Raw genomic sequence first — 21,575 nt, 5'->3', positions numbered from 1 at the left:
AAATGAAAACTTTTACTATTCTCTCTCTCTTAACCTTGGTTGGCACATGTGCCTCTCCAAAGTACACCACAAAAATCGAAAACCTAAAAAACAGCATAAAGCTTGAGGACAGCGTTTTAGTTACAAAATATGCAAACACCATCACTGCAGATGAGTTAAAATCACATCTATACCAGTTTTGCTCTACTGAATTTGAGGGTAGAAAAGTTGGTGAACCTGGGCAGAAAAAGGCGGCTGTTTTTTTAAAACACTATTATGAAAACGAAAACATTTCATCACCCATGGGAAAAGGTCAATACTTTCAGACCGTTCCTTCAAGCTTTTTTGAATACAAATACAATAGCTCTGAAAATGTTTTGGCATTTATTGAAGGTAATGAAAAGCCTGAGGAGGTCATAATAATTTCGGCTCATTTAGACCATCTTGGCACATCCAAAAACGGGAAAATTTTTCATGGCGCTGATGATGACGGCTCTGGCAACGTAGCTCTTATGGAAATGGCACAAGCATTTAAACTGGCTAAACAACAAGGTGATGGTCCAAAAAGAAGTATTTTGTTTCTTCATTTAACTGCGGAAGAAATTGGACAACGTGGTTCTGAATTTTATATAAAAAATCCTGTTTTCCCTTTAAGCGAAACAATTGCAAACCTTAACATAGACATGATAGGAAGGGTTGATAACGAGCAAAAAGGTAATGAAAACTACATTTACCTTATTGGATCCGACAGATTAAGCAAAGAGTTGCACTTTCTTTCAGAAAAGGTAAACAGCACATATTTCGATATCGATATCGATTACAGGTATAATGTCAAAGACGAGGTAAATAACTACTATTCACGTTCAGACCATTACAACTTTGCTCTTGAGGGCATTCCTGTTATTTTTTATTTTAACGGCGAGCACGATGACTATCACAAAGAAACTGATACTCCAGATAAAATAAACTTTAAGCTTTTAGAAAAAAGAACGAAACTCATTTTTGCTACGGCATGGCAAATCGCTAACCAAAAACGTCGATTGACAACAGACGACAATAACGAATTGTTAAAATAGCCTAAAAGCTATACCAATCTAAATACATTTTTTGTATTATAGGAATACGCATTTAAAACTTACTGCTTTGAAAATATTAGCTCTATTTATTTCTACGGTCATAACCATTTCATCTTGTAGTTCTCAAGATAAAAATGGACAAAACAAAACCGCAAGTCCAGAAACATATGCCAAAACCATTACTGCATCAGAGCTTAAAGATATGCTATATGTTTATGCCTCTGATGATTTTGAAGGTCGAAAAACGGGTGAACCTGGCCAAAAAAAGGCTATAGAATTCATAAAAAGCCATTACCTTGATGCTGGTATCTCCTCTCCCATTTCAGAAGGTGACTATTACCAGGAAATTCCAGCGTCCTATTTTCCAAGTGGCATCAAAGATTCCGAAAATGTTTTAGCTTACATAAAAGGTAGTGAAAAGTCAGACGAAGTCATTGTTATTTCGGCACACCTCGATCATATTGGAATTACAGGGAACGGAGACATAAACAACGGTGCCGATGACGACGGCTCTGGCACTGTTGCCATAATAGAAATGGCTAAAGCTTTTAAGGTGGCGCAAAGCGATGGGCATGGCCCTAAACGAAGCATTTTATTTTTACACGTTACAGGTGAAGAATTGGGACTTTACGGATCACGTTATTATACCGAAGAGAATCCAATAGTACCATTAGAAAACACCGTTGCTAATTTAAATATAGACATGATAGGACGCGTAGATTCCAAACACGAAGGAGGGAAAAACTATTTATACTTAATAGGCTCAGACAAATTAAGCAAAGAATTGCATGACCTTTCTGAAGAAGTCAACAAAACCTATTTCAATCTGGAGTTTGACTACACTTATAACGAAGATGATGACCCAAATCGTTTTTATTACCGATCAGACCACTATAATTTTGCAAAACACAACATTCCGGTTATTTTTTACTTTAACGGAACACATGCCGATTACCACAAACCTACAGACACGCCAGACAAGATTAATTATGAATTTTTAGAAACCCGAGCTCGGTTAATCTTTCATACGGCATGGGAACTTGCCAATAGAGCTGAGCGGGTAAGGCTGGATTAATTATAAATCATTTAAATACGATGATTGCCTTATTATAAAACAAAAAAACCTTTCAATTTCTTGAAAGGCTTTTGCTTTTTGGGTGGAAGACCGGATTCGAACCGGCGACCCTTGGTACCACAAACCAATGCTCTAACCAACTGAGCTACAACCACCGTGTAACTGCATTTTGTAATGCGTGTGCAAATGTAAATGTTTTCAATGGTATCTACAAAATCTTTTTTAATATTTTGAGTCAAAATAAAAAATAAAAACCGAGCTTAAATCCAACTATTTCAAATCGAATAAACTATCAACAGTAACATTTCGCTCTACAGTAAAACCTTCTGCATGTTCCACTCCTACTAGCCGACCCAAATCCCTCGCTCTATAAATCACACTATCTGTGAAATTTTTACTTGATATGGGTGTTTGGGGCTCTTTACTACTTTCGTTAAAAAACTGTGTTTTATATGCTAAAACCGATTCCATTTTTTTATCGATATACCCCGATATATCAACAGCTATATCTGGTTCTAGGTTTTTCCATTGTATAAAATGATATACCTGTTTTGGTCTCCATGGTTCTTGCGATTTCCCATTAAGAGTAGTTTCAATTTTAATCAATCCACTTAAAAAACAAGCATCACTAGCCAGTTTACTAGCCTTACCGTGGTCAATATGTCTATCATCAACGGCATTACACAATACAATTTCAGGCTGATACTTTCTAATTATTCTAATTATTTCTAATTGGTGGGTTTTATCATTTACAAAAAATCCATCGGCAAACCTGAGGTTTTCCCTTACCGAAACCCCCAATATTTCAGCAGAATTTGTGGCTTCTTCATCTCTTATTTCAGCAGAGCCCCGTGTACCCAGTTCTCCTCTTGTTAAGTCGAGAATCCCCACATTCTTACCACTGGCCACTTCCTTTGCAATGGTACCACCACAGCCCAATTCAACATCATCCGGATGGGCACCTATGGCCAAAATATCTAATTTCATAGTCATTTTATTTCTATTTTATCCCCAACTTGTAATTGGTTACTTCAAAATATTCAGTAAAAAAATCAATAATTATTAAACACCCAACAACGAAAACGTATTCGATAACACATTCTTCATTTTTTGTATGCTAAATATAACAATAATTAAAAAATGCCTTGTATAGCGCAATTATGATATATATCATAATTAAAAAGCCGTTACCAAAGTAATTTTACACTATTATTACTGAACACAAATTAAGTTTCAAATCTAAAAAAGAAAATCAAGATATGATTTATTTAATGCTCTTCATTTTAGTTGTTACCATTGGTCTTTTCGTTTGGGGAAAATTTACACCAGATATTGTAGCACTAATATCCATGCTAAGTTTGTTTTTAACCGGTATTTTAACTGCCCAAGAAACCTTAAGCGGGTTTAGCAACCCTACCGTTATTATGATTGCAGCACTATTTATTATTGGCGAGGGTATTGCCCAAACGGGTTGGACAGCCATGGCTGGTAAAAAGTTTGTAGAATGGGCCGGAAAAAGTGTTCCGAAACTTCTCGCTATTGTCACATTAGGAGCAGGTGTCTTATCTGGATTTGTAAGTAACACAGGAACCGTAGCTACATTGATGCCACTTACTATTTCATCGGCTTGGAGCATTGGCACATTACCATCAAAAATGCTCATGCCTGTTGCTTTTGGTTCTAATACAGGTGGTTTGCTTACTTTAACCGGAACACCACCAAACATTATTGCAAGTAATGCACTGATTGATGCAGGTTTTGAAGGATTTTCATTTTTTGAGTTTGGATTGATAGGGCTTCCATTACTTATTGTTGCCATTCTGTATTTTAGATTTGTTGGCTTTAAGCTACTTCCTAAAAACAAAACCAACAACAAGCCCGTTAATATTGAATCTACTTTACACAATTGGATTGAATCCTACAAAGTAGATAGTGGTTATTACCGACTCCGTGTACGTTCAATTTCACCATTGCTCAATACAAAAATAGAAACTTGGCTATTTGAAAAAAATTATAATGTTTCCATAATCCGTATAAAAAGACGACACCCAAATATTTTAAAAAAGGTACCTCAATTTATTGAGTTTCCAGACCCTAGCACTGAGTTTTTATATCACGATATCATTACTGTGAAAGGTGATACAGAAGCCATTAATAAATTGATGATAAATTTTAGATTAGGTCTTTTACCTCTAGATCCGATTGCCGATGAGTTAAAAAACAATTTAATAAACCAAGAGGTAGGTATGACCGAAATTATTGTTAACCCAAATTCTATGTTAGTAGGAAGAAAATATAAATTGGGCGATTATTTTAAAAGATTCGGCATTCAGCTTTTGGCAGCCTCACGTAACAGAGAGCCCTTGTTAGAAAAGGAAATTACTGTAAAAGCTGGTGACGCCTTTTTAATACGCGGAACTTGGGAAAATATAGATGACCTAAAAAAGCAACACGAAAACTTAGTCATTATTGGCAGTCCGGAAGGCATGGCTAAAAACGTGGAAAAACTAAACTTTAGGTCTTATATAGCATTGGGTGCCCTTATTTTAATGATTGTATTTATGGTCTTTAAAATTGTACCTGGATCTATTGCCGCTTTAATTTCTGCTGGTATTGTATTATTAACAGGTTGTGTACCTATATCTAAGGCTTACAAAGGTATAAGCTGGACTAGTGTGGTTATGATTGCCGCTATGATTCCCATGGGCATAGCACTTCAAAAGACTGGTACCGCACAAATTATTGCCAATGCTTTGGTTGACTATTTAGGAGCCATACATCCCATAGCTCTTTTAGGTGGTGTATTTTTACTAACCACTACATTTAGCCAGGTAATTAACAACTCTGCCACAGCCGTATTAATGGCTCCCATTGCTATTTTGGCCGCAAGTTCGCTTAACCTATCACCTGAACCTTTTATGATTGTAGTTGCCATTAGTGCTTCTACTGCATTTTTAACGCCTATTGGAACCACTACCAACGCTATGGTAATGACCGCCGGCGCTTATAAATTTATGGATTACCTGAAAGTTGGTGCCCCGCTCCTACTTCTATTTTTTACAATAACCTTATTACTTGTTCCAACAATCTGGCCATTTTAAGAATATGTAATTAAGAACCTTAAAACATAACATCATGGAAACAGCAGCAATTAACAGTCCTGATTTGAAAAAATATGGACTAAAAAATGTGAAGGTAAACTGGAATCTATCTCCAGAGGAACTCCAAAAAATTACGGTGAAAAAAGGCATGGGGAAAGAAACCGCTAATGGCACATTGGCCGTGAACACCGGAAAATTCACTGGGCGTTCTCCGCAAGATAGGTTCTTAGTAAAAGATGATTACACCGCAGAAAAAGTATGGTGGGGCAAAACCAATAAACCTGTTTCTCCTGAAAATTTTAACAAATTAAAACAAGAAATAACAAAATATCTTTCAGGAAAGGAAGTTTATGCGAGAGATGGATATGCATGTGCGGAACCTGAGTTTAGAACCAATATAAGAACCATAACAGAACTTCCTTGGTCTAACATGTTTGTTTACAACATGTTTTTAAGACCCAGCGAAAAGGAATTGGAAAACTTTAAAGAAGACTGGCTCATTCTTTGTGCCCCAGGCTATGTCTGTCAAGAGCCCAAAGCATACGGCATTCGCCAAGGCAATTTTTCTATTATAAACTTCACCCAAAAGATAGCATTGATTGGAGGCTCTGCTTATACCGGTGAAATGAAAAAAGGTATTTTCTCAGCCTTAAATATGATTCTTCCGATTGAAAAAAACGTCCTACCCATGCACTGTTCGGCTAACGTAGGCAAATATGGCGATACGGCTATCTTCTTTGGATTATCAGGTACGGGTAAAACAACACTTTCGGCAGATCCTGAAAGAAAATTAATTGGTGATGATGAGCATGGATGGACGGCCGACAACACCATTTTCAATTTCGAGGGCGGCTGCTATGCTAAAGTTATAGACCTTTCTGAAGAAAAAGAACCCGATATTTTTAAAGCGGTAAAACCTGGTGCCTTGCTTGAAAACGTAGTCTTTAAAGACAATGACGAACCTGATTACAAAAACAGTAGTATAACACAAAATACACGTGTAAGCTACCCCATTCATCACATTAAAAATATTCAGGAAACTTTGTATGCCAACAATCCTAAGAATATTTTCTTCCTAACCTGTGATGCTTTTGGTGTATTGCCTCCAGTTTCAAAACTTACACCAGGCCAGGCAGCATATCACTTTATATCTGGATACACCGCAAAAGTGGCTGGAACAGAAGCCGGAATAACAGAACCTGTCCCATCGTTCTCGGCTTGCTTTGGCGAACCCTTTATGCCTTTGCATCCAACAGTTTATGGTGAAATGCTGAGCGAAAAAATGCAAGAGGCAGGCGTAAACGTTTGGCTTATCAACACGGGATGGAGCGGTGGCCCTTACGGCGTGGGCTCACGTATAAAACTAAAGTATACCAGAGCTATGATTACCGCAATTCTAAATGGAGAACTTGATAATGTTGATTACGAACAGAATTTTATTTTCGGATTGTTTATGCCTAAATATTGTCCAGGTGTACCATCTGAAATACTTGACCCTATGAATACGTGGCTACAGAAAGGCGCTTATATTGGAAAAGCGATTCAATTAGCCCATTCATTCCATTTAAACTTTGAAAAGTTTGCTCAACAAGCATCTGAACAAATTATTGAAGGTGGCCCATTAATTGATGAACATCATCATTTACATGAACACTTTTAATTTGTTGGTTGTTATACACTCCAAAGGGGGCTTTTAGTCCCCTTTTGTTTTGTATTAAACCTGTCATGTTTAATATTCAAAACCGGAATTATAAAAAAGTACTTTTAACTAACACTATCTTAAAGAGCATTTTTTTTAAACCTACCCTTATTTCAATATATTCGCAAAAAAAAAAGATTAAAATGCTAAAAGCCGTTATTTTCGATATGGACGGGGTTATTATAGATAGTGAGCCCATGCACAATAAAGCCTACCATGATATGTTTGATGAAATTGGGATTGACGTTTCACCAGAGCTTTATCAATCATTTACCGGACAATCCACCATCAACATATGCAAGCGTTTACGTGACCATTTTAAATTAGAACAATCTCCCGAAAGTTTAGTGGCTTTGAAACGCAAACATTACAAACAGTTTTTTGAAACCGATTCTGAACTTGGACTTATTGATGGTGTATTGGATTTAATAAAAGATTATTACAGTAACGGATTAACTCTAGTTTTAGGATCTTCTGCTTCCATGGGGGGCATTAAACAAATTTTTGAACGTTTTGATTTAAACCAATATTTTAAGGCCAAGTTTAGTGGTGGCGATCTAAAACAATCTAAGCCAGATCCCGAAATTTTCATAAAATCAGCTGAATCCACCGGTTTTAAAAGAGAGGAATGCATGGTTATTGAAGATTCAACCAACGGCGTTGAAGCGGCAATAGCTGCAGGCATATTTTGTGTGGGCTACGATAGCTTTCACTCGAAAAATCAAGATTACAGTAAGGCTGATATGGTCATCAATAATTTCGACGAAATTGCTTTTTCAAAAATTAGCCACCTTTTTAAATAATTAAAGAGGTCTAAATAAGTCGTTTTTACGAAAATTATAAAGCAATCTTCTAAAATCCAAGTTTTTTGGTTATGAGATGGCTTCAAGATAATAGTTTCCTGCAATGACCTATGTTCATCACTTTTTTAGACCTCTTTTTAAAAAACTATTTTAATTTTTTAGGCCTCCTCTTCTTTATTGCCGCCAAAAATCTTTTTACGAAAACCACTAAACAAGGCCACAGCGCCAATGGCTATAAACTTCCAAAATTTTAATATTACAGCAAAGAAACCAACTTTTGCCAAGACTTTACCGGCAATTAAACCGCCAATACCATAAGCTGCCACTTCATCAATATCTGGGTTAAAATCTGAATATCGGTTTCCTGGCGTAAATTCTACACTGTGTAAAATTTGGTCTCTATCGGCATTAAACGTATCGAGTATATTAATATCTCCAATCGCGTTTAGGTTTAAATAACCTTTTCTGCCCAATACCCTAATGTTGTAATTAAGTGTATTAACCTCATAATCTTCAAACTTTAATTCTTTTGCCCAATGCAACTTTTTAGTGTCTTGATTGTAGTATGGTGGTGAAGCCCAACCTACCAACTCCATAGTAGGATAACCTTGTGCGGTACGTTCTGGGTTTGCAGCTATTATGTCTTCCTGCATTTCTTCGAGCAAATCGTCGTAATCAAGGTCTTCGGCTTCATCATCATCAATATAGCCTTCTTCTGCATATTCAATTTCTACGGCATATGTAAACGCCTCGTGCATGGGTGTCATGTTTTCGGGGAACAGTAGTCCAAGAGGCTCGCTTGGCGGATTTCCCCATAAATCGGTTAAAACACGTTTACTTTGTTCTCCATTCAAAAACTTAAAACCCTCTGGGACATTTAATATAGCTAAACCGCCATTTAGTATGACTTCGCCGCGCTGGTAGGTGAATGAATGGTTAATACTATCTAACACCATAGAATAAATTTCTTGTTGGATAGCTAAGGAATCTACCTCGTCTTGGGCATTAATCTGAATCGTGAAAAACAGCAAAAATGCCAGTGTAAGTTTGTTCATAATCGGGGTTCTTTAGTTATTGTTTAGCCTATAAAGGTAATTTTTATTTTTATTCACCCGAATTTTCTTTCGTTTTTTCGATAATCTGCTTCAATCGTTCTCTTCTAAAGGCCAGTTCATTTTTCTTCTTATTTTTCTTTTGCGCCATTAGCTTGGCATGCTTTGCTTTATTTTTGGTGTTCTTTTCCCTTCCTTTTTTCGCCATATATACTTGCTTATTATTTTGTTTTTAAAAGTTTATTCTGTTCCTCCATTAGGGTATTCAGATTGGTTAGTAATTCAATATCCTTAGGTGTCGCTACAGTTTTATCCTTAGTATCTTGTGCGCGGTTTTTCAGGCGGTTCATAAACTTTACAACAATAAATACGGTAAACCCGATAATTAAAAAATCGAGAACGACCTCGCCCAGTGCACCATAGCCAATAGCTACCTCATCTGTTAAAATGGCGCCTTCAGCATCAGTTGCTGCATCTCTTAAAATTATACGTCTTTCTTCAAAATTAACACCATTGGTGAGTAGAGACAATGGTGGCAAAAATACCTGTTTCACCAATACATCTATCACTTTATTAAACGACGCGCCAATTATAATACCTATGGCCATATCTATCATATTGCCTTTTACAGCAAACTCTTTAAATTCCTTTATTAACTTCATATGTCTTGTTTTTAATTTGATTACAAATATAAATGGAACTTGGTTTTAGTTCTTGATGTACATAAATGAAAATTTAATGCCTTTCAAATAAAATTGAAAAAATTATCACCCCAAAAAGCAATATTACTAATTATAATCTTTTAAGCTAATATTTAATATTATTAGTTTATAAGCTAATATTTTGGCAATTTGAATATTATTTTATAGATTTGAACAATCCACTCACAAAAAGCATGACCAGTATTATAACAGGCGACATCATCAATTCCCAGAAAGCACAGCCCAAACTGTGGCTAGAGGCTCTAAAGTCTGTCTTAAACAAGTATGGAAAACCGCCCTCTGCTTGGGAAATATACAGAGGCGACAGCTTTCAATTAGAAGTTAACCCAAAACATGCTTTGGAAGCCTGTGTTTTTATTAAAGCTAGTATTAAACAATTTGACGGACTGGATGTTAGGCTAGCCATTGGAATAGGTGATAAAACCTATGACTCCCAAAAAATAACCGAGGCCAACGGTAGTGCTTTTGTTCATTCTGGTGAATGTTTTGAAAACCTTAAAAAAACAAGATTAGCCTTAAAATCACCATTTGAACCCTTCGATACCTCAATAAACCTCATGCTGGAGCTAGCTCTATTAACCTGGGATAATTGGACGAGCAATTCGGCAATGTTGGTTAAAACAGCTTTAGAAAACCCCAATTTAAACCAAAGCCAAATTGCAAAACTTTTAGGAAAGACCCAAGGCAACATAAGCCAAGGACTAAAACGTGCTGGTTTTGACGAAACTTTAAAACTCTTGCACTATTTTAGAACCCAAATACAAACCTTATGCTAACTTTAGCCTTAAAATTAATTCTGGCCCATTTAGTGGGCGATTTTTTACTGCAACCACAAAAATGGGTATTCCATAAGGAAGAACACAAGCACAAATCGAAATTTTTATACTGGCACGTTTTCATTCATGTTTGTGCATTGGTATTGATTTTACAATTCAATTTTAAATATTGGCTGGGGATTATAATTATTGGAGTATCGCATTACCTTATCGATGTCATCAAATTGCACCTAAAACCGCATTTCAACAATCGATGGCTCTTTGCTTTAGACCAATTGGCGCACCTACTCGTTATTGCTTTAGTGGTTAAGCTTTATCAGCCTTACAACATTGATTTCGAACTACTTTTTAACACAAAAACCTTGTTGGCCTTAATCTGTATTTTGGGCGTTACCAAAGTATCATCTATCATTATGAAAACCTTGATATCCAAATGGGACCTTACCGAATACACCGAAGAAGCCTCACTTAAAGACGCCGGGGCTTATATTGGTATTTTAGAGCGCCTATTCGTTTTTATTTTTATTATCACCAACCATTGGGAAGGCGTAGGCCTTTTAATCGCAGCCAAATCAGTATTTCGTTTTGGTGATTTATCGAAGGCCAAAGACCGAAAACTAACCGAGTACATTTTAATAGGTACACTTCTTAGTTTTGGGCTTGCCATTGCATTTGGGCTGGGGTATAATTACGTTTTGAGTGCTTTTGAAGGTTAATAGTGTACAGAATTTTCAATTTTTGAAAATCATTACTATTCTTATTTACTTTTTATAAAACTTAGCATACCCGCGATAAGCAAAAAAAGCTAAAATTGCCACCAAAACACAGGTTATGCTGATAAACTTAACGCTAACAATTTGGTCGCCACTGGCGTAACTATGAAGGCCAGCCAGATAAAAGTTTACACCAAAATAGGTCATGATGATACTGGCAAAAGCAATAATAGACATCAGGTTAAAAAACCAACGACTTCGCAATCCTGGTACTAAGCGCGCATGGATTACAAAAGCGTAAACCATAATACTAATAAGGGCCCAAGTTTCTTTAGGGTCCCAACCCCAATAGCGGCCCCAACTTTCGTTGGCCCACATGCCGCCCAAAAAGTTTCCAATCGTTAACATTACCAAACCTACTGTTAAAGCCATTTCGTTGATAATAGTAAGTTCCTTGATGTTTAAATCCATTTTGGCTCTATTGGATTTGGTTGTAAAAATCATGAGCAACAACGATACCACCCCTAATATCATACCCAATGTAAATGGCCCGTAACTAGCCACAATAACAGCCACGTGAATCATCAACCAGTAGCTGTTTAAAACAGGTTGTAAGTTAGCTATAGCGGGATCCATCCAGTTCCAATGGGCAATCATTAAAATCATAGACGTTACAAAAGCGGTAGAAGCCAAGGTTAAATCACTTTTTCTTCCAAAAGCCAAACCAAAAAACATCGTTGCCCAAGCTACATAAATCATCGATTCGTAGGCATCACTCCATGGTGCATGACCAGAGATATACCATCTCACAATTAAACCTGTCGTGTGCAGAGCAAACAACCCGACGATTATCCATTTAAAAACATTAACAGCCAAATTTAACGGCTTACTCGTTTCGTTAAAAATCTGAACAATCAACAAAACGAACATTAAAAAGCCAGCATACAAATACCAACTAAATAGCTTTTTAAATATATCATATTTGTTATAAATGATTTCGGTTTTGATTTTATCGTCGCTGAGCATCACTTCGCTTCCGTAGCGGTACTGTGTTTTTTTGAAGGCTTCTAAAAGTTTTTCAGCTTCCGAAAAATTACCCGTTTGCTTCGCTTGGTTTAAAGTGAACAAATAAGTCCTGAAACCATTTTTCACAAAGTTACCGTAAAGCGAATCGCTTATCTTCGAAGAATCTTTTCTGTAATCGTAAGCCGAAATCCATTTGTTGTTGTCATCATTAGGGATTGGGAATATTTTTAAGGACATTCCTTCGATAGCGTTGTACAATAAACTAACCCGTTGATCGGTCTCTTTAAATTCCTTTTGAAATCCGTTGGGCACTTGCGCTTTGTAGGCTTCATCTAAAAAAGGCGCTAATTTATATTCACCTTTATCGGTAAAAAAATCGGCCAGTGCGACATACTTTTCAGATTTAGGAATATTGATAAGTGACCGAATGGAATCACCTTTTTTCGGTTTCAAGTAAATAATAGGTACGTTGTACCAAAGCATTGGACTTTCTTGAATAGAAAGAAACACCTGGTTGGCATTAATATCTTCGTAAACATCGTGTTTGCTTAATTTACGAAGCATTTCAGATGCATAGGTATTTACAGGCATCATACGCCCGCTTAAATCCTGAATCACCAAATGCCCAAATTTATCGGCATGCTCTTTAGGTGTTATATTCGCCTTTAAAATGGAATCGATTTGTGCTTTGGTTGTTTTGGTATGGTTGTGGCCATCGTTTGCCGAGTGCTCCTGAGCAAAACCATTAAGACCAAAACACAACACTATTACACCTAGTAGTTTTGCTTTTTTAGACTTTACATTTTCGAGATGCCTTTTCAAATCGCCAAAACGCGAATGCTTGCTAAAGAGAATAGCCATCAAACCAAAATACAACATAAAATAACCTATATAGGTAATGAGTGAACCCCAATAGTCGTGGTTTACCGAAAGGATGGTTCCCTTCTCATCGGGATCAAAACTAGATTGGAAAAACCTATAACCACCGTGGTCTAAAATATTATTCATATAGATTTTATAATCGAAATCTTCACTTCTATCGTCAATTACAGTTACCTTACTCGAGTATGCCGAATAACCCCGTTCTGTACCGGGATAGCGCTCGGCTTCAAAATCATTTAATTTGATTGAAAAAGGCAATTCCAGTACTTTAGACCCATATCTAAAAGCAAAGTCTAAGCCACCTACTTCCGTTTGTTTAAACCTACTATTGGAACCTTTTCCCCCTATAACGCCCACTTGTTTAGATTCACCATTAGTGGTTACTTTTAGTAAAACGCCATCCTCATTGCTCTTTAGAATTTTTGAAGCTTCAACCACATCAAATCGGCCTTTAACCACAGGCTTCGGAAACACCATTTGCATGTTACCAATAACGTAGCGCGAACGGAGATGTAATGGCTGCAAGCTGTCTTTCTGCAATTTACCTTGCGCTCTTGTTGCCATGGTCATGTATTCGCCTTCAAAAGGAGATTCAATAGTAAGCGAATCGCCCTGATAAGTAATATTTATAGCACCACTCGTTGGTTTATTTAGGGCAAAAAGCACATTATGGATGCTACTTACCTGCCCAACTTTTAAAAAGTGGTTGTGTGGCCCAGATTGACTGGCTTCCACAATTTTTAAATATTCCTCGCCGTTTTCGTCAGGAACAATGTCTTCTTCGGCACCAACAATAAATTTTTCTAATTCAATGGTAACGGGCTGTTCGTTGTATTTGGTTTCAATTTTAAAATCGTTTTCCATTCTACCTGAAAAATCGACCTCACGCTCAATAGGCAAGCGCTGTGGCACGCCATCAATCTTATAATCACCGTCAATATAAGTCGTGATATATGTTTTTTGTGATAGAAATGTGTTTTCGGTAGCGCCTTCACGGATGGCCATCATGCCTTCAAAACTTGCATACCGCGTAATAAATGCTCCCAAAAGAATAAATATAAAAGAGATATGTAAAATAAAAGTAGCCCATCTTTCCTTTTTATAAAGTCTGAACCTAAAAATGTTTCCAACAAAATTAATGACAAAAAACACCATAATAGCCTCGAACCACCAGGCATTGTAAATCAGATTTCTGGTATATGGAGTTGGCGAAGTTCCCTGCCCGGCGTCCAAAATCGTTCCAGTAGCCATAGCAGCAGCAAAAGCAATAAATAATACGGCGGTTAGCCTAGTTGAAAAGAAAATATTGGCCAGTTTTTTTTGTATCATAAACGCCTCTTTTTAAGCTCGTGCAAATTTAGGGATTTAAGTTTATTCTAGGATGTTAAAGTGTTATAAAAAGTTGGGAGACCGCAGCTAGAAGTTTGGAGACGGAAGATTGGAGAAATGAAGTCGTTCAGGTTTTTGAAGCTGATAATGGATTATCTAGTGAAGATGTAAAATCTCAGAGTTCGTCGTTTATGAAATAAACTCTTGAAAGCTCATATTCTGATGACTGAATACCTTCGACTGATGACTGAGAACTGCCCCCACTACCCCTTTCTTGCTTGAAAAATACTCATGTATAAAAACGTACCCATTTTTCGTGCCCGACGTTTAGCGTTTTCGGCTATATCGCCTCTAAAGAGTTCATCGATGGTTTGCAACCAAAGGTTCAGCCAAATTCCAAAATGCATTTCTGTGATGCTATGATTCTGTTCGTTATCTACTTTTATATGGGCTTCCAAAGGATTTCCTGCGTACTTTTTTTCTAATTTTCTGGACATAAACAAACTGCTTTCCCAAAAGGTGGTTAAAAGTTCCAAGTGCTCATCCCATTTTTTTATGGTTTTATTAAAAATTGGCCCCAGCACCTCGTCTTCTCTAACTTTTCCGTAAAAAGTAGCGACTAACAAAAACACATCTTTTCTGGTTTCTATATCTTTTTTGTCCATAATCAACAAAGATATATCATAGGTTTTTAAATCGGGCATTATTAACTATTTTAGCGCTATGATTTCAGTAGTATTACTCGGGGCCGGCAATGTGGCTTCACACTTATTTAAAGGTTTCAGTGAGTCCAAACATACATCTGTTATTCAATGGTTTAACAGGAGTTTAGATTCCATAAAACAACACAAAAACCTTGTTGACGTTACCGACAACCTTAACGAATTAAAAGATGCCGATGTTTACATTTTGGCCGTTAGTGACGATGCCATTGCTAAACTGTCAACCAAATTGCCATTTGAAGATAGATTAGTGATACATACTTCGGGCTGTGTTAATATTCATGATTTGGACAAGAAGCATAAACGAGGTGTATTTTACCCCTTACAAAGCTTTAGCAAAAATGCCAAAATGGATTTTGCCCATGTGCCCATTTGTATTGAAACCATCAACAAAAATAGTTATCCGCTTTTAAAAGAATTGGCAACAAGTTTGGGCAGCCCAACAAAACGGGTAAACAGTAACCAACGTCGTGTGCTACATTTAGCTGCGGTGTTTGTTAACAATTTCACCAACCATCTTTACAGGATTGGGCATGAAATTACCGAAAGTGAAGGCGCAGAATTCGATTTACTAAAACCGCTTATTCTAGAAACCGCCAAAAAAGTACAGGACATGTCGCCTTATATGGCACAAACAGGACCAGCTAAACGTGGTGACAAAAAAACCATTAAAAACCATCTAAAACTATTGAAAAATGAGTATCATCAAGATATTTACAAACTTCTAACTGCATCGATACAACATACCCATGGAAGAAAAAAGCTATAAAGAATACCTAGAACATATCACTACTTTTATTTTTGACGTTGATGGCGTTTTAACAGACGGCTCGGTAACCATTACCACAAACGGCGAAATGCTGCGCACCATGAATACTAAAGATGGTTATGCCATAAAAACCGCTCTAAACCAAGGTTTTAATATTTGTATTATCTCTGGCGGAACCAACGAAGGCGTTCGCATTCGTTTAAACCATTTGGATGTAAAAGATGTGTTCTTGGGCTCGGATAATAAAATTGAACAGCTCAACCAATATTTTATTGATAAACAAATTAAGTCGGAAAACGTACTTTATATGGGTGATGACATCCCAGATTTTCCAGTGATGAAACTGGTTGGGCTACCCTGCTGCCCACAGGACGCCGTTCCAGAAATAAAAGGTATTTCAAAATACATTTCACATAAAAAAGGTGGCAAAGGTGCCGTTCGCGATGTGATTGAACAGGTTTTAAAAGTACAAGGAAAATGGAGTGGCAACTACGGTGCTAAATATGATTAATAAAAGTAATATGCTAAAAAAAACAATATTAGCCTTTATCTTAACAGCCTTTCATTTAGCAACTTTTTCACAAGAAATTTCAAAAAAATCTATGCTAGGAGTTTGGGAAGTAACAGAGGTTCAATTGGATTCCAATGTTTTCAACTCTTCCAATATCAATAACTTCAAAAAAAATGAGTCTTTTTTTAAAAAAGTGAAATTCTTATTTAGCAAAAATGGTTTAGTTAAAATTGAATCTCAAGAAAAGGCCTACGCACCATTTAATCAAAATGTAATAAACACTACTTTTTATTTTAATGCTAACAATAATATTATTTCTATTGGAAGTTGGAAAAAATCATCGAATATTCTTTACATACAAGCCAAAAAAGAAAATGACTACTACTTTTTTAATTTTAATGGAGGCCTGATTAAAGTAAAAAAAACAGAAGGCAATTGTAAACTTAGAATAAATAAAGGTGTCCTAAAAACGAAAACGGCATTTTTAAAACATAAACCATTAATTCTTTCAAACATTAATGCCAATAGAATAATTACTGAAAACATAACCCAACCAGTCCAAACTTTTAATTGTTCGCATATCATCGATAAAAATCTTTTAAAACAATGTGTTTCGCATACAATCACTTGGCTATTCAACAGAAAATTCAACACAGATATTGTTTCTGAAATTGGCTTATCGGGACGATTTGAAAACTCAATAAGTTTCATTATTGATAAGGAAGGAAACGTGGTCAACATTGAAGCCGAATCAGTCAATTCACAATTAAGCAATGAAATAAAAAGAACCGTAAACCTTCTTCCTAAATTTATTCCAGCAAAAAAAAATGGCAAACCGATAAATACCAAATATAGCTTCCCATTTATATTTCAAATACACGACTAGTGACTTTCTTAAACCTTATCCGTTGGAAAAACCTCTTGATGATTGCCATAGTGCAATTACTTGTTAAATATGCTCTTTTAGAACCTTTTGGCGCTCAAACCAGCCTAAACGGCTTAGGTATTTTTCTTTTAATTCTATCTACCATAAGCATTGCTACCGCTGGTAACATCATAAACGATATTTACGATATCGAAACCGACAAAATCAATAAACCGCATCTTGTAAACGTTGGAAAAACCATATCAAAAAACACAGCTTATAATGCTTTTATTGCGTTAAACGTAACTGGAGTGGCTATTGGTTTTTACCTGTCACAACATATAGGCAAACCCTCATTTTTTTCTGTGTTCATAATAATCTCCATATTACTTTATATCTACGCTACCTATTTAAAACAAACCCTTATAGTTGGTAACCTGGTCATTTCTGCTTTAGTAGCGATGAGTTTAATTATTGTAGGAGTCTTTGAATTATTACCTGCATTAACACCTTCAAACCAACCAACACAAATTCTTTTTTTTAAAATTATTTTGGATTATGCGCTCTTCGCTTTCGCCATTAATCTGCTACGCGAAATAGCCAAAGACATTGAAGATATTGATGGTGATTATGACTCTGGCATGAGCACGCTCCCTATAGTTCTAGGAAGAACACGCACCAAAAATATTTTAGCTGTTTTAAATTTTTTGCCTTTAGTAGGGATTATCTACTATTTAAACTCAAACTTTTACAAACAACCGATTGCTGTTGGCTATTTTCTACTTTTTGTGTTGGCACCGCTTATTTATATCACCATTAAAACCATTGGTGCAAAAACAAAAAAAGATTTCGGTCATTTAAGCACTATGTATAAAATAGTGATGTGCTTCGGAATGCTTTCATTACTTTTATACAAATATGTGATACTTAATTGATGTTAGACGAAAAATTAAAAAATCATCATATTATTTTGGCTTCGGGATCCCCCAGAAGGCAAGAATTTTTTAAAAATTTAGGTTTGGATTTCGAAATTCGGCTAAAACCTGTAAAAGAAGAATACCCACCACGACTAACGCATTTTGAAATCAGTAATTACTTAGCGCAGCTTAAAGCCCTTCCGTTTAAAGACGAATTGCGCCCAAATGATATTTTAATAACCAGTGACACCATTGTTTGGCACAATAACAAAGCATTGGGAAAGCCCCGTGATGAAAATGAAGCCTTTACCGTGTTAAAGTCCCTAAGTGGTAAAACGCACGACGTGGTGACATCGGTTTGTTTCACTACCCAAACTTTTGAAAAAACGCTTCACGATATTACCAAAGTGACATTTAAAACACTTACCCACGAAGAAATACGCTACTATATAAAAACCTACAAACCATTCGATAAAGCTGGCGGTTATGGTATACAAGAATGGATTGGGCAAATAGGCGTCACAAAAATTGAGGGCTCCTATTTTAGTGTTATGGGTTTACCTGTACATCTTGTTTATAAAACGTTAAATACCATTGCAGACCTGCCTTAACTTTGTAATTTTAAGAAAAATAAATTATGAATAGACGCATTTTAAAAGCCATAAAACTATTCGGGGCCGCACTGGTTACATTAATGATGCTTTCATGTAAAAAGGAAAAGGGCACAAAAGATATCGCTCATAATTGGGAAACCAAACTTATTGTACATAAGGATTTCAACAAAAAGCAACTACCCGAAGCATTTAAAAAGTATTGGTACGCTGGCGAAGCCGAGATTTCTTCATACAAGCTAGAGCAAGCACGCTATGGCGAAATAAGGAAAGGCAAAGCCGTGTTAGTTTATGTTACCGAAGATTTCTTGCCAAACATTCAAGTGAAAGCCGGAAACCAAAACAACAAAAACATCCCTGTTTTAAAACTCAACGCTACTAAAAAATTTAATACAGGCATTTACCCCTACTCCATTATGCAGAGCACGTTTTATCCGGTTTCAAATAGCCAACATGCCCTTAAAGTTTCCAGTTCCATTCAGGAATGGTGTGGTCATGTTTATGCTCAGCTAAATAACCGCCAGCAATTCGAAGTCGTTTCTCATTCCTATTTTCAAGGTGAAGCCGACCAATCTTTCAAATTGGAAAAAACCATTTTAGAAAACGAATTATGGATCCAGTTGCGCATAAACCCAAAATCGTTACCGACTGGAAATTTAGAAATAATTCCGTCTCCGGAATTTACAAGACTAAAACATGTGCCCATAAAAGCTTATCGAGCTGAAGCTACCTTAACAAAAAACAGGTATTCCGTTGACTACCCTGAGTTAAACCGAAAACTCACCATCACTTTTAATCCCGATTTCCCATATGATATTATAAGTTGGGAAGAAACCTTTAAAAGTGGTTTTGGCGCTAATGCCCAAGTTTTAACCACAAAAGCAACCAAACTAAACACCATTAAATCAGCATACTGGCAAAAAAACAGTAATAGTGATGAAGTTTTAAGACAAACGCTTCAGTTAGATTAAAATAGTTTTCATTTTGATGAAATTCGTCAATTCGAGTGGATTTCACCATAGAATGAGTGAAATTTGTATCGAGAAAAAGAATTTTTGTCTAACAAAGGTTCTCGATACGATTTTTTAAGCTCCGCTTAGGTATCGTCAATCAAAATGTATTTTGATTTCGATAATCTCGAAATCACTCGAACTGACGCCTAAGCTAATTTTATTTTCAAAATGCACAACAGGTTAAAATAGTTTTTATTTTGAGCGTATATTTGTTTTAATTCTAACCTTACTCATTTATGTTTTTAGATTTTTTAAAAGATTATCAAAACGAATTGATAATCAGTGGAATCATACTTTTTTCATTGTTCATTATCAGGTTCATTATACATTTTACCATTACAAAAGTTGCGCGCAAAAATGGTATAAACGATGCTAGAATCCGCCTTATTAGAAGGTACATCACGGTAACCATGCTGCTCATTGCCATACTTATTGAATCTTTCATTTTTGGAACAGAATTCAAAGAAATTGCCGTAGTTTTTTCATCTATTTTTGCTGTTATCGGTATTGGGCTTTTCGCCATATGGTCCATTTTAAGTAATATCACCTCAGGTATTATTATGTTTTTTAATTTTCCGTATAAAGTGGGTGACAAAATTGAAATACACGATAAGGACTTCCCTATTATGGCTATAATAGAAGATATCAGAGCTTTTCAACTACTCTTGAGGTTGGATAATGGCGATTTGGTCACCTATCCCAACAACCTCATGCTTCAAAAGGCTGTTACGCTTATTCAAAAAGATGCTATTGATGGCCCTTCTGATGATGACGGTGCCGAAGCTGTTTAATTAATCGCTATATTTAAGCTATTATTGTTTCTATGGCTAAGGCAAGAAGACATACATCCAAAAAAAAGATTGGTCAAATACCGGGCAGTGTCATCTATACGGGTGAAAAAGCGTCGCAAAAACTTTTTATTGAATCGTATGATTACAACCTAGACCATTACATAGAAAAAGAACTTTTAAACGTTGAAGAATGTTTTAGCTTTGAAGAAGGCACCATAACCTGGATAAACATAAACGGACTAAACCACGTAAAGGCCATAGAAAAAATTGGCGAACACTACGAGCTGCACCCCTTGGTTCTTGAAGATATTGTAAACATTTCACAACGCCCAAAAATTGATGAGTACAATGACTATCTGTTTGTTGTGCTTAGAATGCTATATTACGATGCCAACGAAAATATAGTTTCAGAACAGGTTAGTTTTATCTTGGGATCAGATTATGTGCTCACTTTTCAAGAATCTGAAGGTGATGTGTTTGATAGTGTGAGGGAGCGCATTAGGCATGCAAAAGGCCGCGTGCGCAGTATGGGTGCCGATTATTTACTTTACGTTTTAATTGATGCCATTGTTGACCATTATTTTAGTGTCATTGAAATTTTAGGAGATAAAATTGAAGATTTTGAGACCTCTATTTTTTCTGGTAATGTGGATGACGACATTAGCCAGAAAATTCAAAACCTAAAACGTGAAATTTTAAGGGTACGCCGAGCTATTTTTCCGTTGCGTGAAGTTTTAAACCGAATTGAAAAGAACGACAGCAACCTAATCAACAAAAACACAATCACTTACTACAGAGATGTTTACGACCATTTAATTCAAGTGTCGGAAAACATAGATATTTATCGCGAAATGATTTGGAGTTTAATGGATATGTACATGACCACCATTAGCAATAAAATGAACGAAGTGATGAAAGTACTAACCATCATGGCTTCTATATTTATCCCCTTAACCTTTATAGCGGGCATTTACGGAATGAATTTCGAATACATCCCCGAGCTGCAATACAGGTATAGCTACTTTATCCTTTGGGGAGTTATGATAATTCTTTTTATAGGAATGCTTATTTACTTTAAGCGGAAGAAGTGGTTATAATAATGTAAATGTTTACTTATATTTATTAAAATTAAATATAATGCAG

General features: G+C 36.1%; 21 protein-coding genes and 1 tRNA gene. 15 read left to right on the top strand and 7 right to left on the bottom strand.

Annotated elements, in window-relative coordinates; all coding sequences use genetic code 11:
* Positions 1-2 precede the first annotated feature (2 nt).
* A complete protein-coding gene (locus ACIEHO_RS05580; protein ID WP_406969498.1) occupies positions 3-1,055 on the top strand; it encodes a M28 family peptidase in 1,053 nt (350 codons plus the stop codon).
* Between the two features lie 67 nt (positions 1,056-1,122).
* The gene (locus tag ACIEHO_RS05575; protein WP_406969496.1) at positions 1,123-2,130 is read left to right on the top strand and encodes a M28 family metallopeptidase; all 1,008 of its coding nucleotides are present in this window, start codon (positions 1,123-1,125) and stop codon (positions 2,128-2,130) included.
* 80 nt (positions 2,131-2,210) lie between these two features.
* Here ACIEHO_RS05575 and ACIEHO_RS05570 read toward each other — a convergent pair.
* Both ACIEHO_RS05570 and bshB1 read right to left on the bottom strand, forming a co-directional pair.
* Positions 2,211-2,286, bottom strand: a tRNA-His gene (locus ACIEHO_RS05570).
* 114 nt (positions 2,287-2,400) lie between these two features.
* Positions 2,401-3,117 carry a bacillithiol biosynthesis deacetylase BshB1 gene (bshB1, locus tag ACIEHO_RS05565; RefSeq protein WP_406969494.1) on the bottom strand — a complete coding sequence of 239 codons (717 nt, stop codon included), beginning with the start codon at positions 3,115-3,117 and terminating at the stop codon, positions 2,401-2,403.
* 272 nt (positions 3,118-3,389) lie between these two features.
* On the opposite strand from bshB1, the gene ACIEHO_RS05560 reads away from it, so the two are divergent.
* The 3 genes from ACIEHO_RS05560 to ACIEHO_RS05550 all read left to right on the top strand — a co-directional run bounded on the left by ACIEHO_RS05560 (position 3,390) and on the right by ACIEHO_RS05550 (position 7,733).
* The gene (locus tag ACIEHO_RS05560; RefSeq protein ID WP_406969493.1) at positions 3,390-5,231 is read left to right on the top strand and encodes an SLC13 family permease; all 1,842 of its coding nucleotides are present in this window, start codon (positions 3,390-3,392) and stop codon (positions 5,229-5,231) included.
* A gap of 34 nt (positions 5,232-5,265) precedes the next feature.
* Complete coding sequence (pckA, locus tag ACIEHO_RS05555; protein ID WP_406969491.1) at positions 5,266-6,891, top strand: phosphoenolpyruvate carboxykinase (ATP); 1,626 nt, start codon at positions 5,266-5,268, stop codon at positions 6,889-6,891.
* 182 nt (positions 6,892-7,073) lie between these two features.
* The gene (locus ACIEHO_RS05550; protein ID WP_406969489.1) at positions 7,074-7,733 is read left to right on the top strand and encodes an HAD family hydrolase; all 660 of its coding nucleotides are present in this window, start codon (positions 7,074-7,076) and stop codon (positions 7,731-7,733) included.
* A 158-nt stretch (positions 7,734-7,891) separates the two neighbouring features.
* Here the strand turns inward: ACIEHO_RS05550 and ACIEHO_RS05545 are convergent, their stop codons facing one another.
* From ACIEHO_RS05545 to mscL, 3 genes are read right to left on the bottom strand one after another with little or no spacing between them, the layout of a single operon-like run.
* Positions 7,892-8,788 carry a DUF2167 domain-containing protein gene (locus tag ACIEHO_RS05545; protein WP_406969487.1) on the bottom strand — a complete coding sequence of 299 codons (897 nt, stop codon included), beginning with the start codon at positions 8,786-8,788 and terminating at the stop codon, positions 7,892-7,894.
* Between the two features lie 49 nt (positions 8,789-8,837).
* Entirely contained in the window at positions 8,838-8,993 is a 156-nt protein-coding gene (locus ACIEHO_RS05540) for a hypothetical protein (protein WP_406969485.1), read from the bottom strand.
* A gap of 13 nt (positions 8,994-9,006) precedes the next feature.
* A complete protein-coding gene (gene mscL / locus ACIEHO_RS05535; RefSeq protein ID WP_406969483.1) occupies positions 9,007-9,447 on the bottom strand; it encodes a large conductance mechanosensitive channel protein MscL in 441 nt (146 codons plus the stop codon).
* A 233-nt stretch (positions 9,448-9,680) separates the two neighbouring features.
* Between mscL and ACIEHO_RS05530 the strand changes: the two genes are divergently transcribed.
* The gene (locus ACIEHO_RS05530) at positions 9,681-10,283 is read left to right on the top strand and encodes a transcriptional regulator (RefSeq protein ID WP_406969481.1); all 603 of its coding nucleotides are present in this window, start codon (positions 9,681-9,683) and stop codon (positions 10,281-10,283) included.
* The gene (locus tag ACIEHO_RS05525; protein WP_406969479.1) at positions 10,277-10,999 is read left to right on the top strand and encodes a DUF3307 domain-containing protein; all 723 of its coding nucleotides are present in this window, start codon (positions 10,277-10,279) and stop codon (positions 10,997-10,999) included. The genes ACIEHO_RS05530 and ACIEHO_RS05525 overlap by 7 nt, the downstream gene beginning before the upstream one ends.
* Before the next feature lie 45 nt (positions 11,000-11,044).
* Here the strand turns inward: ACIEHO_RS05525 and ccsA are convergent, their stop codons facing one another.
* Both ccsA and ACIEHO_RS05515 read right to left on the bottom strand, forming a co-directional pair.
* Positions 11,045-14,233, bottom strand: coding sequence for a cytochrome c biogenesis protein CcsA (gene ccsA / locus ACIEHO_RS05520; RefSeq protein WP_406969477.1), 3,189 nt, complete (start codon positions 14,231-14,233; stop codon positions 11,045-11,047).
* Between the two features lie 263 nt (positions 14,234-14,496).
* The gene (locus ACIEHO_RS05515; protein ID WP_406969851.1) at positions 14,497-14,898 is read right to left on the bottom strand and encodes a group III truncated hemoglobin; all 402 of its coding nucleotides are present in this window, start codon (positions 14,896-14,898) and stop codon (positions 14,497-14,499) included.
* Between the two features lie 58 nt (positions 14,899-14,956).
* On the opposite strand from ACIEHO_RS05515, the gene ACIEHO_RS05510 reads away from it, so the two are divergent.
* The 8 genes from ACIEHO_RS05510 to corA all read left to right on the top strand — a co-directional run bounded on the left by ACIEHO_RS05510 (position 14,957) and on the right by corA (position 21,529).
* A complete protein-coding gene (locus ACIEHO_RS05510; RefSeq protein ID WP_406969475.1) occupies positions 14,957-15,724 on the top strand; it encodes a Rossmann-like and DUF2520 domain-containing protein in 768 nt (255 codons plus the stop codon).
* Entirely contained in the window at positions 15,705-16,235 is a 531-nt protein-coding gene (locus tag ACIEHO_RS05505) for a KdsC family phosphatase (RefSeq protein ID WP_406969473.1), read from the top strand. The genes ACIEHO_RS05510 and ACIEHO_RS05505 overlap by 20 nt, the downstream gene beginning before the upstream one ends.
* A 10-nt stretch (positions 16,236-16,245) precedes the next feature.
* Entirely contained in the window at positions 16,246-17,121 is an 876-nt protein-coding gene (locus ACIEHO_RS05500) for an energy transducer TonB (RefSeq protein WP_406969471.1), read from the top strand.
* Complete coding sequence (locus ACIEHO_RS05495; protein ID WP_406969469.1) at positions 17,121-18,035, top strand: geranylgeranylglycerol-phosphate geranylgeranyltransferase; 915 nt, start codon at positions 17,121-17,123, stop codon at positions 18,033-18,035. Before ACIEHO_RS05500 ends, ACIEHO_RS05495 begins: the two co-directional genes overlap by 1 nt.
* Complete coding sequence (locus tag ACIEHO_RS05490; RefSeq protein ID WP_406969467.1) at positions 18,035-18,628, top strand: Maf-like protein; 594 nt, start codon at positions 18,035-18,037, stop codon at positions 18,626-18,628. The genes ACIEHO_RS05495 and ACIEHO_RS05490 overlap by 1 nt, the downstream gene beginning before the upstream one ends.
* A gap of 26 nt (positions 18,629-18,654) precedes the next feature.
* Positions 18,655-19,599: a septum formation inhibitor Maf gene (locus ACIEHO_RS05485; RefSeq protein ID WP_406969465.1), complete on the top strand. Its 945-nt coding sequence runs from the start codon at positions 18,655-18,657 to the stop codon at positions 19,597-19,599.
* A gap of 278 nt (positions 19,600-19,877) precedes the next feature.
* A complete protein-coding gene (locus ACIEHO_RS05480) occupies positions 19,878-20,432 on the top strand; it encodes a mechanosensitive ion channel domain-containing protein (RefSeq protein ID WP_406969463.1) in 555 nt (184 codons plus the stop codon).
* 32 nt (positions 20,433-20,464) lie between these two features.
* A complete protein-coding gene (corA, locus tag ACIEHO_RS05475) occupies positions 20,465-21,529 on the top strand; it encodes a magnesium/cobalt transporter CorA (protein ID WP_406969461.1) in 1,065 nt (354 codons plus the stop codon).
* The last annotated feature ends 46 nt before the right edge of the window (positions 21,530-21,575 follow it).

This window comes from Flavisericum labens (assembly GCF_045446075.1).
In the GTDB taxonomy this organism is placed as follows: Bacteria; Bacteroidota; Bacteroidia; order Flavobacteriales; family Flavobacteriaceae; genus Flavisericum; species Flavisericum labens.
The sequence above is the reverse complement of the archived record's forward strand: the minus strand, read 5'-3'. Positions and strand labels throughout refer to the sequence as shown.

What these genes read in the sequence shown, in the direction of transcription:
- ACIEHO_RS05580 (WP_406969498.1), top strand. Translation starts at nt 3, where the DNA reads ATGAAAACTTTTACTATTCTCTCTCTCTTAACCTTGGTTGGCACATGT.
- bshB1 (WP_406969494.1), bottom strand. Translation starts at nt 3,117, where the DNA reads ATGAAATTAGATATTTTGGCCATAGGTGCCCATCCGGATGATGTTGAA.
- ACIEHO_RS05560 (WP_406969493.1), top strand. Translation starts at nt 3,390, where the DNA reads ATGATTTATTTAATGCTCTTCATTTTAGTTGTTACCATTGGTCTTTTC.
- pckA (WP_406969491.1), top strand. Translation starts at nt 5,266, where the DNA reads ATGGAAACAGCAGCAATTAACAGTCCTGATTTGAAAAAATATGGACTA.
- ACIEHO_RS05550 (WP_406969489.1), top strand. Translation starts at nt 7,074, where the DNA reads ATGCTAAAAGCCGTTATTTTCGATATGGACGGGGTTATTATAGATAGT.
- ACIEHO_RS05545 (WP_406969487.1), bottom strand. Translation starts at nt 8,788, where the DNA reads ATGAACAAACTTACACTGGCATTTTTGCTGTTTTTCACGATTCAGATT.
- ACIEHO_RS05540 (WP_406969485.1), bottom strand. Translation starts at nt 8,993, where the DNA reads ATGGCGAAAAAAGGAAGGGAAAAGAACACCAAAAATAAAGCAAAGCAT.
- mscL (WP_406969483.1), bottom strand. Translation starts at nt 9,447, where the DNA reads ATGAAGTTAATAAAGGAATTTAAAGAGTTTGCTGTAAAAGGCAATATG.
- ACIEHO_RS05530 (WP_406969481.1), top strand. Translation starts at nt 9,681, where the DNA reads ATGACCAGTATTATAACAGGCGACATCATCAATTCCCAGAAAGCACAG.
- ACIEHO_RS05525 (WP_406969479.1), top strand. Translation starts at nt 10,277, where the DNA reads ATGCTAACTTTAGCCTTAAAATTAATTCTGGCCCATTTAGTGGGCGAT.
- ccsA (WP_406969477.1), bottom strand. Translation starts at nt 14,233, where the DNA reads ATGATACAAAAAAAACTGGCCAATATTTTCTTTTCAACTAGGCTAACC.
- ACIEHO_RS05515 (WP_406969851.1), bottom strand. Translation starts at nt 14,898, where the DNA reads ATGGACAAAAAAGATATAGAAACCAGAAAAGATGTGTTTTTGTTAGTC.
- ACIEHO_RS05510 (WP_406969475.1), top strand. Translation starts at nt 14,957, where the DNA reads ATGATTTCAGTAGTATTACTCGGGGCCGGCAATGTGGCTTCACACTTA.
- ACIEHO_RS05505 (WP_406969473.1), top strand. Translation starts at nt 15,705, where the DNA reads ATGGAAGAAAAAAGCTATAAAGAATACCTAGAACATATCACTACTTTT.
- ACIEHO_RS05500 (WP_406969471.1), top strand. Translation starts at nt 16,246, where the DNA reads ATGCTAAAAAAAACAATATTAGCCTTTATCTTAACAGCCTTTCATTTA.
- ACIEHO_RS05490 (WP_406969467.1), top strand. Translation starts at nt 18,035, where the DNA reads ATGTTAGACGAAAAATTAAAAAATCATCATATTATTTTGGCTTCGGGA.
- ACIEHO_RS05485 (WP_406969465.1), top strand. Translation starts at nt 18,655, where the DNA reads ATGAATAGACGCATTTTAAAAGCCATAAAACTATTCGGGGCCGCACTG.
- ACIEHO_RS05480 (WP_406969463.1), top strand. Translation starts at nt 19,878, where the DNA reads ATGTTTTTAGATTTTTTAAAAGATTATCAAAACGAATTGATAATCAGT.
- corA (WP_406969461.1), top strand. Translation starts at nt 20,465, where the DNA reads ATGGCTAAGGCAAGAAGACATACATCCAAAAAAAAGATTGGTCAAATA.